Origin of the sequence: Rhizobium sp. WYCCWR 11128 (assembly GCF_013416305.1) — a bacterium.
GTDB lineage: Bacteria > Pseudomonadota > Alphaproteobacteria > Rhizobiales > Rhizobiaceae > Rhizobium > Rhizobium indicum.
The window spans coordinates 344894-358872 of record NZ_JACCEZ010000002.1 but is presented as its reverse complement, the minus strand read 5'-3'; the positions used below and the strand labels follow the sequence as shown (position 1 = coordinate 358872).

The 13979-nt window shown below is 62.6% G+C and carries 11 protein-coding genes; 6 read left to right on the top strand and 5 right to left on the bottom strand.

The genetic code is table 11. The annotated features are described in order from the left end of the window. Positions 1-4: 4 nt before the first annotated feature. The 5 genes from HX898_RS09390 to mutM all read right to left on the bottom strand — a co-directional run bounded on the left by HX898_RS09390 (position 5) and on the right by mutM (position 5823). A complete protein-coding gene (locus HX898_RS09390) occupies positions 5-1087 on the bottom strand; it encodes a saccharopine dehydrogenase C-terminal domain-containing protein (protein ID WP_138332280.1) in 1083 nt (360 codons plus the stop codon). A gap of 137 nt (positions 1088-1224) precedes the next feature. Beyond that, a complete protein-coding gene (gene dnaA / locus HX898_RS09385) occupies positions 1225-2775 on the bottom strand; it encodes a chromosomal replication initiator protein DnaA (RefSeq protein WP_138332279.1) in 1551 nt (516 codons plus the stop codon). Positions 2776-3633: 858 nt separating this feature from the next. After that, positions 3634-3912: a 30S ribosomal protein S20 gene (rpsT, locus tag HX898_RS09380; protein ID WP_003544819.1), complete on the bottom strand. Its 279-nt coding sequence runs from the start codon at positions 3910-3912 to the stop codon at positions 3634-3636. Positions 3913-4104: 192 nt separating this feature from the next. Continuing rightward, on the bottom strand, positions 4105-4878 hold the full coding sequence (locus HX898_RS09375; RefSeq protein ID WP_138332278.1) for an enoyl-CoA hydratase: 774 nt from the start codon (positions 4876-4878) through the stop codon (positions 4105-4107). Between the two features lie 39 nt (positions 4879-4917). Next, entirely contained in the window at positions 4918-5823 is a 906-nt protein-coding gene (gene mutM / locus HX898_RS09370; RefSeq protein WP_138332277.1) for a bifunctional DNA-formamidopyrimidine glycosylase/DNA-(apurinic or apyrimidinic site) lyase, read from the bottom strand. A 149-nt stretch (positions 5824-5972) separates the two neighbouring features. Here mutM and ubiE point away from each other — a divergent pair, with 149 nt between their 5' ends. The 6 genes from ubiE (at position 5973) to HX898_RS09340 (ending at position 13976) form a co-directional block, all read left to right on the top strand. After that, a complete protein-coding gene (ubiE, locus tag HX898_RS09365) occupies positions 5973-6749 on the top strand; it encodes a bifunctional demethylmenaquinone methyltransferase/2-methoxy-6-polyprenyl-1,4-benzoquinol methylase UbiE (RefSeq protein ID WP_138332276.1) in 777 nt (258 codons plus the stop codon). A 218-nt stretch (positions 6750-6967) separates the two neighbouring features. Then, the gene (gene ubiB, locus HX898_RS09360) at positions 6968-8542 is read left to right on the top strand and encodes a 2-polyprenylphenol 6-hydroxylase (RefSeq protein WP_138332274.1); all 1575 of its coding nucleotides are present in this window, start codon (positions 6968-6970) and stop codon (positions 8540-8542) included. An 89-nt stretch (positions 8543-8631) separates the two neighbouring features. Next, positions 8632-10218, top strand: a complete 1587-nt coding sequence (locus tag HX898_RS09355) for an aromatic amino acid lyase (protein ID WP_138332273.1) — start codon at positions 8632-8634, stop codon at positions 10216-10218. Positions 10219-10241: 23 nt separating this feature from the next. Next, complete coding sequence (locus HX898_RS09350; RefSeq protein ID WP_138332272.1) at positions 10242-11621, top strand: amidohydrolase family protein; 1380 nt, start codon at positions 10242-10244, stop codon at positions 11619-11621. Continuing rightward, entirely contained in the window at positions 11618-12898 is a 1281-nt protein-coding gene (locus HX898_RS09345; protein WP_180194529.1) for a Zn-dependent hydrolase, read from the top strand. The genes HX898_RS09350 and HX898_RS09345 overlap by 4 nt, the downstream gene beginning before the upstream one ends. Then, positions 12879-13976: a DUF917 domain-containing protein gene (locus HX898_RS09340; RefSeq protein WP_180194528.1), complete on the top strand. Its 1098-nt coding sequence runs from the start codon at positions 12879-12881 to the stop codon at positions 13974-13976. The genes HX898_RS09345 and HX898_RS09340 overlap by 20 nt, the downstream gene beginning before the upstream one ends. Positions 13977-13979 lie beyond the last annotated feature (3 nt).

Below are 13979 nucleotides of genomic sequence, written 5' to 3'. Positions count from 1 at the left end.
TTTCTCAGCCGTGGCTGGTGGCACCGGCCTTGAAGAGGCTGCCGGTCGGTGTCTTCAAAAACATCTCCAGCGGAATATGCTCCTGGTGCAGGAAGCCGGTCGCCGGCAGCAGACCGTCGCGGACCATCTCGATGACGGCGACGACGGAGGCTGACGTCGTCCAGGCGATCGCCGTGCGGCGCGCCCCGGCAATCTCGATCGGGTAATAGGCGCGCACGAACTCCTTGCGGCGCAGGCTGCCATTCTCGGTGCCCTCGGCGGCGACATGGACATAGACGACATCGTCTTCAACCGGCGGCTTGGCATTGGTCAGGATCTCGCCGGCGAGCTTGCGCTTGTCGCGCATCAACAGCTCGTGGAAGAAGAAGTTCATCAGCTCCATATGGCCGGGATAACGCATGGTCTTGTAGTCGAGATTGTCGATCTTGCCGAGCATCGTATCGCACATGGTGCCAAGGCCGCCCGACGTCGTGAAGGCTTCGAGCTTGACGCCGCCGACATAGACGGTCTCGTGCCATTCCATCGGCGAGACGAGCTTGCGCACACCGCCCTCGATGACCTCGCAGTCGTTCAGATATTCGTTGACGACGCCCTCGGGCGACCAGTTGAAGGCGTAGCCGAGCAGCCCGGTCGGATGCTGCGGCAGGGCGCCGACGCGCATGCGGATCGACCGGCAGCGATCGAAGCCGTCGGCCAGGCTTGCGCCGACGATGCCGACGAAACCCGGCGCCAAGCCGCATTGCGGCGCCATCAGCCCGCGGGCGGTCTTCGACAGCTCGATGATGAAATTGGTGGTCGGAACGTCTTCGGTCAGATCGAAATAATGGATACCGGCAAGATGGGCGGCACGCGCCAGCTCGATGTTCAAATGATAGGGCAGGCAGGAGAGCACCGCCTCGACATTCGCGAGCAGTTCGCCGATCACCTGGGGGTCGGAGATATCGCCGGTGCGGCACTTGAAGGGGACGTCGCTCAGCGGCAATTGCGCGTCGACGCCGATGACATCGAAGCCGCCTTCATGCAACAGCGTCGCCGCCAGCCGTCCGACCTTGCCCAGGCCGAGAACGGCGATCTTTTCGAAACTCATTCATTCCTCCCACGCGCCGTTTTGGCGCTTCAGTCTTTGACATGCACTGGATGCGCGGGAGGTATAGAATAAAAAACTTATAAAGGAAAACGGCCGGAATCGCTTCCGGCCGTCGATTTTTCGGAAAAACTAGTCGATTATTCGTTGATCAGGCGCTTCAGAAGCTCGACTTCGTGCGAAAGCTTGGTGTCTCCCGAAATCAGCTCCTCAATCTTGCGCACCGCATGCAGCACGGTCGTGTGATCGCGCCCGCCGAACCGGCGGCCGATCTCCGGGAAGGAGCGCGGCGTCAGCGTCTTCGACAGATACATGGCGATCTGGCGCGGCTTGACGATGACGCGGGTGCGGCGGTTCGACACCAGTTCCTGGCGCGAGACATTGTAGTGCCTTGCGACGATGCGCTGGATATCCTCGATGCGCACACGGCGCGGCTCGCCGGAGCCGACCAGATGGGCGAGCAGTTCGTCGACGCGTTCGATCGACAGGTTCGGCTCGAAGGAGCGGCGGAAGACCAACTGGTTGAAGGCGCCTTCGAGTTCGCGGCCGCTGGCCGTGACGTTGCGGGCGACATGCTGGAGCAGTTCGGCCGGAATTTCGAGCGACGGATCTTCGAGCCGGGCGACAGCAAGGCGACGCTTGAGGATTTCGAGACGCATCTCGTAATCCGGCGCGTCGAATTCGATCGCGACACCGCCCTGCAGGCGCGAGCGAACGCGGGGGTCGAGCGACTCCAGCTCCCAGGGCGCACGGTCGGCAGCAACGACGACCTGCTTGGCGCTGTCGAGCAGCATGTTCAGGAGATGGCAGAATTCATGCTGGATCATCTTGCCCTGCAGGAACTGCATGTCGTCGATGATCAGGAGATCGATGTTGCGCAGCGAATCCTTCAGCGTCAGCGCATCATTGTCGCGGATCGCGGTGGCAAAGCGCCACATGAAATATTCGGCCGTCAGATAGACGACACGCAGAGCCCGCGGGTTCTGCACCGCGGCATTGGCGACCGCCTGCAGCAAATGGGTCTTGCCGAGGCCGACGGTCGAATGGATGAAGAGCGGGTTGAAGCGCACGGCGCCTTGACCAGCTTCTGCGATGGTCTTTGCAGCCGCAAGTGCGACCCGGTTCGAGCTGCCTTCCACGAAGGTGTCGAAGGTGAAGCGGCTATCGAGCGGCGAACCGAAGAGCGGCGAGCCAAAGCTTGCTGGCCTTGCGGCGGCAACAGCCGAAACCGCCTGCTGGACGGCCTGACCGGCCGGCTGCGCGCTTGTCGGGCGGCGCATCTGCGTGGGGGCGGCTGGTTCCGGCGCGACCGCCTCATCGAGCGCCTTCGTGCCGTGGCGCGTTGCCGTGCGTACCAGGACTTCGATTTTCAGAATTTCCGGATCCTCGGCCTGGAACAGACCGGTGATGAGATCGAGATAACGATTGTTGATCCATGACTTCAGGAAGGTCGTGGGAACCGAAAGGCGAACCACGCTCTTCGAGACCGAATGCAGCTTCAGCCTGGCAAACCAGCTGGCATAGACGTCAGGGCCGACCTGGGCCTTCAAGCGCGCGCTGACGCGCTCAAACAATACGTTCTGCTTCATTTCCGCCTTTGCTTCGCCCACTTCGAGGCGAATGGAGCCGAACGTCTGCGGTGCCGCATCCCCATTGTCGAGCCCGCCCGTCGTCATCGTATTCATCTGCATAATGCCGCCTTTCAATTCCACCGGGCGGCATCCGCTAAAACGGCCGCCCGATCATTCCCCGCTTTGGCGGGCTGACGGATCCTCATGAGCCGCTCGCCTGCCGGTTCACTCAAAACACTGGCCCCTCAATGGGACCGACGCAGAACTCCGTTGCAGGGGCCGCATTCATGCGGCAACCTTCATCGGCTTTCCATGTCAGGCTGGCGGTCGAACCTCGTTTTCGGCCGACCAGCCCGAACGCAATATTACTTTACCTTCTCCGGCGGCCTCGCCTTAAACGTGCGGCCACTGAAGGCACAAAACATCCCCGCTCCGTAACAGCCACGTTACGGCTCAAATCCGTCGAGTGCTTGAAAAAACGGAAGCGCAGGGCTCCGTAACAAAAGGCACAAACTCATCGCCCTGCCGACGTGGCAGTCAAAACTGAGCCTCTGCAGGTGATGTCCGCGCCCTTTGTTGAAAGCCATTTAGGCAGGATCAAACGGCAATATCAACGATGAATTTTACGCAAAATTAACAAGCGGCCATTGACTCCGCCTGCCGTTTTCGGGCGTCACACCAGCGTCAAAAAAGAATCGCAGTTGAATCAAAGAGATTCCCCCGTTCGGGCTATTTTGACACGCATTGAAAGAAAAAAAATAAAATCCTCTTGACTCGCCTGTGGTCCCGGAAGCTTGGGGCAGAGTCGCGCAGTGCAAAAGCATCCTTGCGCAAGTCATTGTTTTTAAACGCCTTTTCCTGTCATGGCGCTGACACGAAACAGTCGTGAGATTAACCATGCAGGGGCTGATCGGCGGAATCGAAAAAGCCCGGTAAAATTACCGGGCTAATCATAAAGAAGAAGTCCTTAACGGAAGATTACGCGGTCGTGGTGACCGAAAGAGCCTTCACACGAGCAGCCAGACGCGAGACCTTGCGCGATGCCGTGTTGGAATGCAGCACGCCCTTGCTGGCGGCGCGGGCAAGCTCGGGCTGAGCCGCCAGGAAAGCTTCCTTCGCCTTGGCGGCGTCACCGGATGCGATGGCCTCTTCGACCTGGCGAACGAAAGTACGAACGCGCGAGCGACGAGCCTTATTGACGTCGGTACGGCGGGCGATCTTGCGGGTCGCTTTTTTCGCCGAAGTTGTATTGGCCATGGATGCCTCTCTCAAGAATTCGAACAAACTCCGCCATTACCGCGGGCCCTGCGGCCACAAAATCCAGCAATGCGGGAGCAATCGCGGAAAACCAAACCGGCTTTCCGAACCGTGGGCGGGCATATAACTCTAAAGCCGGCCCACGTCAACGCGGATTTTCAAGCTTTACCACCGGCAAGCACCGAAAAGCATTCAACGGTGCGTAAAAGCAGGTTTGCGCTTCTCGACGAAGGCGGCCATGCCTTCTTTCTGGTCGTCCGTGGCAAAGAGACTGTGAAACAGGCGGCGCTCGAAACGCAAGCCCTCCTCCAGCGTCGTCTCGAATGCACGGTTGACCGCCTCCTTGGCCATCATCACCGAGGGGCGCGACAGCGCAGCGATCTTTTCGGCTGCGGCAAAAGCCTCTTCGAGCAGGCGATCGGGCGCCACCACACGCGAAACGAGTCCCGATCGTTCAGCTTCCGCCGCATCCATCATGCGGCCGGTCAGGATGAGATCCATTGCCTTCGCCTTGCCGACGGCGCGCGTCAGCCGCTGCGAGCCGCCCATGCCGGGAATGACGCCGAGGGTGATTTCCGGCTGGCCGAACTTCGCCGTCTCCGAGGCGATGATGAAATCGCACATCATGGCGAGCTCACAGCCGCCGCCGAGCGCAAAACCGCTGACGGCAGCGATCACCGGCTTGCGCGCCTTGGCGACCTCATCCCAGCCGCTGATGAAATCACTCTTATAGATATCGGCGAACTCAAGCGGCTGCATCTCCTTGATATCGGCGCCGGCAGCAAAGGCGCGCTCGGAACCGGTCAGCACGATCGCTCCGACCGTCTCGTCGGCGTGGAAGGCGGCATAGGCCTCTTTCAGTTCCTTCAGGACAGCGGAGTTCAACGCGTTCAGTGCCTGCGGGCGGTTCAGCGTGACGAGGCCGACATTGCCTCGGGTTTCGACGATCAGGGTTTCATAGGCCATGCTGTTCTCCCGGTTTCTCACTCTTAACTTCTGGCAGGCTCATTTCTGGCAGGTGGCGCAATAGAAGGTAGAGCGACCCGCCTGGACGATGCGGGCGACCGTACCGCCGCAGCCGGGCGTGCGGCAAGCCTGACTTTCGCGATCATAGACGGAGAAGGAATGCTGGAAATAGCCGAGCGATCCGTCGGTCTGGATATGATCGCGCAGCGATGATCCGCCGGCGGCGATCGCGTCGGCGATGACGTCGCGGATCGAAGCGACGAGCAGGTCGAGCTGCGTCTTCGGCCGGCCAGTCGCCGTCACCAGCGTGCCGGCGGCGCGAATCGGCGAAAGATGCGCGCGCCACAATGCTTCGCAGACATATATATTGCCGAGACCGGCAATGTTCTTCTGGTCAAGCAGCGCGCTCTTCAGCGGCTGCGCCTTGTCCCGAAAGCGTTCGGCCAGATAGGCGGCGCTGAGCTCGTTCCCCGTCGGCTCTGGGCCGAGATCGCGGAAGAAGGGATGGGCGGCGAGATCGGCGCGTCCCACCATATCCATGAAGCCGAAACGGCGCGGATCGTTGTAGACGACGCGGCGGGGGCCGCTGGCCGCTTGCAGATGGAAGACGACGTGATCGTGCTTCTCGTCCTTCGAGCGGGCATGGTGGAATTCGCCCGGCACGCCGGAGGCAGCCCCCTCGTCGATATGGCCCTCCTCAATGCGAAAAGAACCGGACATGCCGAGATGCGAAATCAGCGTGTTGCCGTCGTCGAGATCGACCAGCAGATATTTGGCGCGGCGGCCAAGGCCGACGATGGTGCGGCCGGAAACCCTGTCCGCGAAAGCGTCGGGAAAGGGGAAGCGCAGGTCGCCGCGGCGCAGCTCCAGCCTGGTGACGCGGGTGCCCTCCATCGCCGGCGTCAGGCCGCGTTTCACCGTTTCGACTTCTGGCAATTCCGGCATCTTAACCCATCTATCTCTAACGTGTTTCAACCGGCGACGATGTGCGCTATAGCGCCATTGTGCCGCGGAGAATGCGGCCCATAGATAACGTCGCGCGCGGTCTTTCGCTATGGCCGCCGCGCCCGAATCTTCAGGAACGGAGCAGTCTGATGTCAGAAAGCCGCACTTCCGCCGACGGCGGTATGGAGACCTCCTACGGCTTCCGCGAAGTGCCTGATGGCCAGAAGCAGGGCCTGGTCAACCAGGTGTTCCATAAGGTCGCCAAGCGCTACGACATCATGAACGACGTCATGTCGATGGGCATGCACCGCGCCTGGAAGGATGCGATGATCTCGGCGCTGAACCCGCGCAAGGAGCCTGGCTACAAGATACTCGACGTTGCCGGCGGCACTGGTGATATCGCCTTCCGCATCGTCGAGGCCTCGGGCAGACAGGCGCATGCCACGGTGCTCGACATCAACGGTTCGATGCTCGGCGTCGGCGCCGAGCGGGCGGAAAAGAAGAAGCTTTCCGGCAATCTTACCTTCGTCGAGGCGAATGCCGAGGAACTGCCTTTCGAGGCAGGCAGCTTCGACGCCTATACGATCGCCTTCGGCATTCGCAACGTGCCGAGGATCGATGCGGCGCTGTCTGAGGCCTATCGCGTCCTGAAGCGCGGCGGACGGTTGCTGGTGCTGGAATTTTCCGAAGTCGATATGCCGCTTCTCGACAAGATCTACGACGCCTGGTCGTTCAACGCCATTCCGCAGTTCGGCAAGGCGATCACCGGCGATGCCGAACCCTACCAGTATCTGGTGGAATCGATCCGCAAGTTCCCGAACCAGGAGAATTTCGCGGCAATGATCCGCCAGGCCGGCTTTTCGCGCGTCACCTTCACCAATTATACCGGCGGCATCGCCGCACTCCATTCCGGCTGGAAGCTCTGACGCATGACGCAGGCCACGCGCTTTCCCTCTTTCCTGTGCTCGTCACAGGAATCCAGCGCGTCCAAGTCCTTGGGCGCGAAAGACACTTCACACCTTATTGAGTCAATCACCGCGCAGACGCGCGGTGGCTGGATTCCTGTGACATCCCTCGGGCAAAGCCCGAGGAAGGGAATGAGGGTGGAGAGATTGGCCGCGTATTTGCAAGCAGGCCAGCCTGCATGAGTACTTTCGGCGCATATTTCCGCCTTTGGCGCGTCGGCTGGGTGCTCGTGCGTGAGGGTGTCGTGTCTGCCCTTCCTTCCGAAGGGCTGCCGCCTCCGGTGGCGCTCGCCAAATCCTTCGTCACGATTTTCGAGCGAAGCAAGGCGCGGCATCAGAAGCGCAGCGACCGGTTGGCACAGGCGGTCGAGCGGCTCGGTCCCTCCTATGTGAAGATCGGGCAGTTCCTGGCGACGCGGCCGGATGTCGTCGGCGTCGAATTCGCCAACGACCTGTCGCAGCTTCAGGACCGGATGGCCTTCTTTCCCTCGGCCGCCGCCAAGGCCAATATCGAAGGCTCGCTCGGACGTCCGATCAGCGAGCTCTATGCAAGCTTCGGCGATCCGATCGCTGCCGCCTCGATCGCGCAGGTGCATCCGGCCGAGGTCGATAGTGCCGAGGGCCGGAAGAAGGTTGCCGTCAAGATCGTGCGGCCCGGCGTGCGCCAGCGCTTTGCCCATGACATCGAGGCGATGTATCTCGTTGCCCATATGCAGGAGCGTTTCCTGCCGTCCAGCCGGCGGCTGCGGCCGGTCGAGGTGACGAAGACACTGGAGCAGACGACGAAGGTGGAGATGGATCTCCGCCTGGAGGCGGCCGCTCTTTCCGAGATCGCCGAAAATACCGAAAAGGATCCCGGCTTCCGCGTGCCGAAGGTCGACTGGGAACGGACCGGGCGCGACGTCATCACCATGGAGTGGATCGACGGCACGAGGATGTCCGATGTCGAGGGCCTGCGCGCGGCGGGCCACGACCTCAACCTGCTTGCCGATACGCTGATCCAGTCGTTCCTGCGCCACACGCTGCGCGACGGCTTCTTCCATGCCGACATGCATCCGGGCAATCTCTTCGTCGATGCGGGCGGCATGATCGTCGCCGTCGACATGGGCATTGTCGGGCGGCTGGGCAAGAAGGAGCGGCGGTTCCTCGCCGAAATCCTCTATGGCTTCATCACCCGCGACTATATCCGCGTTGCAGAGGTGCATTTCGAAGCCGGCTATGTGCCCGGCCACCACAATGTCGAAAGCTTCGCCCAGGCGATCCGGGCAATCGGTGAGCCGATCCATGGCCAGCCGGCCGAGACGATCTCGATGGGCAAGCTGCTGACGCTGCTGTTCGAGGTGACCGAGCTCTTCGACATGGAGACGCGGCCGGAGCTGGTGATGCTGCAGAAGACCATGGTCGTGGTCGAAGGCGTATCGCGCATGCTCAATCCGCGCTTCAACATGTGGAAGGCCTCCGAGCCTGTCGTCGGCGACTGGATCCGCACCAATCTCGGACCGAAACGGATCGCCACCGATCTCAAGGACGGGCTGAAGGCGGCGGTCAAGCTCGCCGAAGCCGTGCCGGAAATCGCGGCAAAGACCGAAAAATTCCACCATCAGCTGCTGCATATGAGCGAGCACGGCTTACGTTTCGATGCTGAGACGGCGGAGGCGATCGGCAAGGCGGAAGCGCGGCACAACCGTTCGGCCAAGATTGCGCTGTGGGTCATCGCATTGACGCTTCTCTATATTGCCTGGATGCTGAGCTGACCGCGTGCCAAAAACATGCGGTGTTCGGCATTTGGGATATCCCATGTGACGGAGGGCTCGCTTAATCTCACTTTTAAGGAGATAGGCACATGAAGCACGAACGCCTTGGCATCGAACTTTCCGGACAACCGCTCGGCTTTGCCGAGATGGTGACGATTGGGGCGGGCAAGGCTGCGATCTCGGCTTCGGCGACAGGCATGGCCCGCATCGCGATCGCCCGCGAGGTCGTCGAGGATGCGATTGCCTCCGGCATGCCGGTCTACGGCTCGACGACAGGCGTCGGCGCCATGAAGGATGTGGAGTGGTCGGCCGACGAACTCGACACCTTCAATCTCGGCCTGGTGCGCGCCCATCATTTCGGCACCGGCACCCCCTTTTCCTGCAATATCGTCCGCAATGCCATGGCGATCCGCATCAACACGGCGCTGACCGGCCAGGTCGGTTGCACGCCGGAGCTGATCCAGGCCTATATCAGGATGCTCGAGGCCGATCTCATCCCGGTCGTGCGTCGTACCGGCTCGATCGGCTGTGCGGATATCGGCTTGATGGGACAGATCGGCGCGGTGCTGACCGGCGTCGGCGAAGCAATCTATCGCGGCAACAGGATGCAGGCGGCCGAGGCTTTCCAGGCGGCCGGGCTGGAACCGATGCGGATGGCGCCGCGCGACAGCCTCGCTTCGCTCAGCATCAATGCGGTGAGCTTTGCCTCGGCAGCGGAAACGACGCGCAACGCCGCGGCCTCGATCCGCGTCCTGCTGGCGACGGCGATGATGGCAGCCGGCGCGCTTGGCGCCTCCCGCGATCCCTGGAAAGCCGTTCGGCATGTCGGTACGGCGCGCGAAGCGCTGATCGGCGCCTGGCTCTGCAATGCCTCCGACGAATGGAACTGGCCTGTGGCAACGCATGTGCAGGACCCGCTCAGCCTGCGCATGATCGCGCAGGTGTTCGGCGCGGTGATCGAAAACCTCTTATCGACCGGCCACAAGATTCTTGCCGCCACCGGGCGCTCGGACGACAATCCTGTCGTGGTCGAAGGCCGGGTGATGACGTCGGGCGGCTCGCTGCCGCTCGATGTGACGATCCTGCTCGAATCGGCAGCACTCTGCATGGCGCATGCGGCGCGCAACGCCTTCAACCGCTGCGTCATTCTCGGCAATGGCCAGCGGCGCGACCTGCCGGTCAATCTCGTGCCGCCGGGGCGGATTGCCACCGGTTTCGGGCCGATCATCAAACTTGCCGGCGAGATCTTCTCGCGCGTGCTGTCGATGTCCAATCCTGTGTCGGCCCAGTCGCTGGTCGTCGCAGCCGGGCTGGAGGATGAGGCGGCCTTCCTGCCGCTCGTCATCGAACGCTTCGACCGGCAGATGCGGGCGCTGAAGCGCCTTGCAGCCCTCGAGGCGCTGCTGTCTGCCCAAGCGATCGACATTCTCGGCGATGAACCGAAGGGTGTCGCCGCCATGCTCTACGCGGTCGTGCGCAAACATGCGGATTTCTATACGGTCGACCGGCCGCTTTCGGCGGAAGTGGAGGCGATCGAGGAGGAACTTGGTTCGGACGAATTCGTTACGAAGCTGACCGAGCAGGTTCCGATCGCCTCCTTCGACGATTTCTTCGCCCTCGGCTCGCTGGAGCGCATCGAGGAACGGCTAACCCATCACGAGCCGGCAGCAGTCTGATTTCCAGTTACGGAGGAAGCAGCATGGACTTCGATCTCGTTCTGCAGGGCACAGTGGTGCTGCCGGACCGCATTGTCGAAGAGGGCTATGTCGCCGTGCGCGACGGCAAAATCGCCGAGGTCGGCCTCGGAGTACCGCCGGCGGGCCGCGAACGGCATCTGCTCGGAAAAGCGCTGATCCTGCCCGGTGCGATCGACGCGCAGGTGCATTCGCTTTCCCAGAAAGACCAGGAGGATTTCCTCTGGTCGACACGATCGGCAGCGGCCGGCGGGGTGACTGTCATCGTCGACATGCCCTATGACGAAGGCAATCTCGTCTGCTCGGCAGCGGCGGTGAAGCGGAAGATCGATCATGCCGGTCCGCAGGCGCGGGTCGACTTTGCGCTTTATGGCACCATCGATCCGGAAGAAGGCCCGGCGCGCATCCGTGAAATGGTGGAGGCAGGCGTCGCAGCCTTCAAGTTTTCGACCTTCGGCACCGATCCCAAGCGCTTTCCGCGCATTCCGCCGGCCCTGCTCGACGCCTGCTTTGCGGCAATCGCGCCGACGGGGCTGACGGCGGGCGTGCACAATGAAGACGATGAGGCGGTGCGCACCTATATGGAACAGGTGAAGGCGAGCGGCATCACCGATTGGCGGGCGCACGGCCTGTCGCGGCCGCCGATCACCGAGCTGCTGGCGATGCATACGATCTTCGAGACCGGCGCCAATACCGGCTGCCCGGCGCATGTGGTGCACTGCTCGCTCGGGCGCGGCTACGATATCGCCCGTTCCTATCGCCGCGATGGCTTTGCGGCGACGGTCGAATGCTGCATCCACTACCTGACGCTCGACGAGGAAAACGACGTGAAGCGCCTCGGCGGCAAGGCGAAGATCAATCCGCCGGTGCGGCCGCGCGCCGAGGTGGAGAGGCTCTGGCGGAAGGTGGCCGAGGGTGATGTCTGGCTGGTCTCGACCGATCACGTCAGCTGGTCGGAAAACCGCAAGACCAATCCCGACATGCTCGCCAATGCCTCCGGCGTTCCCGGCCTCGAAGTGATGGTGCCGCTTTTCGTCAAAGGTGCTACAGAACGCGGCATTCCTTTGACATGGGCCGCCAGGCTGATGGCGGAGAACCCGGCGAAGCATTTCCGGCTCGACCATATCAAGGGCGCGCTGACCCCGGGCAAGGATGCCGATATCGTCGTGCTGGAGCCGCGCGACAGTGTCTATGATGCCGCCGCGAGTGGCAACAACGTCGTCGGCTGGAGCCCCTATAACGGCATCCGCCTGCCCTGGACCGTTTCCGCCACCTATCTCAGGGGCGAAAAGATCGCCGAGGGCGCGAAGGTGCTGGCCAAGCCCGGCACCGGCCGCTTCGTGCGGCCGCTGCCGCGCCAGGTCATTGCGGGAGCTGAAGCATGAGTCGCAATCTACCCGTCAATGCCGGCCGGATCGCTGAAGATATCGAGGCACTGGCCGGGATCACCGAGCCGGGGCATCCCTGGACGCGGCGGGCGTTCTCGCCGCTCTTCCTCGATGGCCGGGCCTATATCGAAGCGCGGATGAAGGCGGCGGGGCTGGAAACGCGGATCGATGCCGCCGGCAATCTGATCGGCCGGCGGACAGGCCGGAAACCGTGGCTCGGCACGATCATGGTCGGCTCGCATTCCGACACGGTGCCGGACGGCGGCCGCTTCGACGGTATTGCCGGGGTAATTGCGGCACTGGAGGTGGCGCGCGCGCTTGGTGATCAGGATATCGAGCTCGATCACGATCTCGAAATCGTCGACTTCCTTGCCGAGGAGGTCAGCATCTTCGGTGTGTCCTGCATCGGCAGCCGCGGCATGACCGGCCAATTGCCGGAGGCCTGGCTTTCGCGCGTCAGCGACGGGCGCGACCTGGCCGAGGGCATCGCTCAGGTCGGTGGCAGACCTGATGTGCTGATGCAGCAGAACAGGCCCGATATAGCAGGCTTTCTCGAGCTTCATATCGAACAAGGTCCGGTGCTCGAAGCCGAAAAGCAGGATATTGGCATCGTCACCGCGATATCGGGCATCACCCGAATCGAGATCACCGTCGAAGGGCGGGCCGACCATGCCGGCACGACGCCGATGGACCGGCGGGCGGATGCGCTGGTGGCGGCGTCACAGCTGGTGCTCGACATTCGCAATGCTGCCGCCGAGCTTGCCAAAACGCCGGGGCATTTTGCGGCGACGGTCGGCGAATTCCGCATCGAGCCGAATGCCGCCAATGTCGTGCCGTCAAAGGTGGTGCTGCTGATCGATGGACGCGCGGAAATCCGCGCCGACATGGAGGCATTCTGCCGCTGGCTCGACGGCCATGTCGAAAAGCTGGCAGGCGCCTACAGCGTGACGATCAAGGCGCCGAACCGGATTTCCGACAATCTGCCGACGCCTGGCGATGCCGGGCTGCTGTCGACGTTGGAGGCTGCCTGCGAGCGGGTCGGCGCGAAGCACAGGCGCATGGCCTCCGGCGCGGGGCACGATACGGCCTGGATCGCCAAGGTGGCGCCGGCGGCGATGATCTTCGTGCCCTGCCGCGAAGGCCGCAGCCATTCGGCCGACGAATGGGCTGACAATGACGATATCGCGCTCGGCGCCGCCGTGCTTTTCGAAGCGGTGCGCGAGATGGACAAAAGCCTGAATCAGGAGAAGGCGAATGGGACGCATACTCGTTGAGAAGGACGTGGAAGCTGCCGTCAAGGGTGGTTCCGTCTATGCCGCCGGCGGCGGCGGCTGGGCCGATCACGGGCGGATGCTTGGGCTTGCCGCCGTCAATGTCGGCAAGCCGGAGCTGGTCTCGATCGACGAGTTGAAGGACGAGGAGTGGATCGCAACCGCAGCCGCGATCGGCGCACCGGCCTCCACCACCCCCTGGGAAATGCAGGGCATCGACTATGTGAAGGCCGTGCAAATGCTGCAGGAGACGCTGGGCGAAAGGCTTTCCGGGCTGATCATCGGCCAGAACGGCAAGTCCTCGACGCTGAACGGCTGGCTGCCATCGGCGATCCTCGGCACCAAGGTGGTCGACGCCGTCGGCGATATCCGCGCACATCCGACGGGCGACATGGGCTCGATCGGCATGGCCGGATCGCCCGAGCCGATGATCCAGACCGCTGTCGGCGGCAATCGGGCCGAAAACCGTTATATCGAACTGGTGGTGAAGGGTGCGACGGCGAAGATCTCGCCGGTGCTGCGGGCTGCGGCCGACCAATCCGGCGGCTTCATCGCCAGCTGCCGTAATCCGCTCCGAGCCTCCTATGTCCGCACCCATGCGGCGCTCGGCGGCATCTCGATGGCGCTTGCGCTCGGCGAAGCGATCATCGCGGCGGAGAAGCGCGGCGGATCTGCCGTCATCGACGCGATCTGCAAGACGACGGGTGGCCATATCCTTGCCGAAGGCGTCATCACCCGCAAGGACGTCGTCTACACCAAGGAAGCCTTCGACATCGGCACGATCATCGTCGGCTCGGGCGGAACATCGGTGACGCTGCATGTGATGAACGAATATATGGCGGTGGACGACGCGGGTGGCGGGCGGCTAGCGACTTTCCCCGCCGTCATCACCACGCTTTCACCGGAGGGCGAGCCGCTTAGCGTCGGCCAGCTACAGGAGGGCATGCATGTCTTCATCCTGCATGTGCCGATGGAGATCATTCCGCTGTCGGCAAGCGTGCTCGATCCGACCGTCTATCCCGTCGTCGAAAAGGCGATGGGGATCGAGATCGCACGTTATGCACTGGCGACGAAGGCCTGAGCC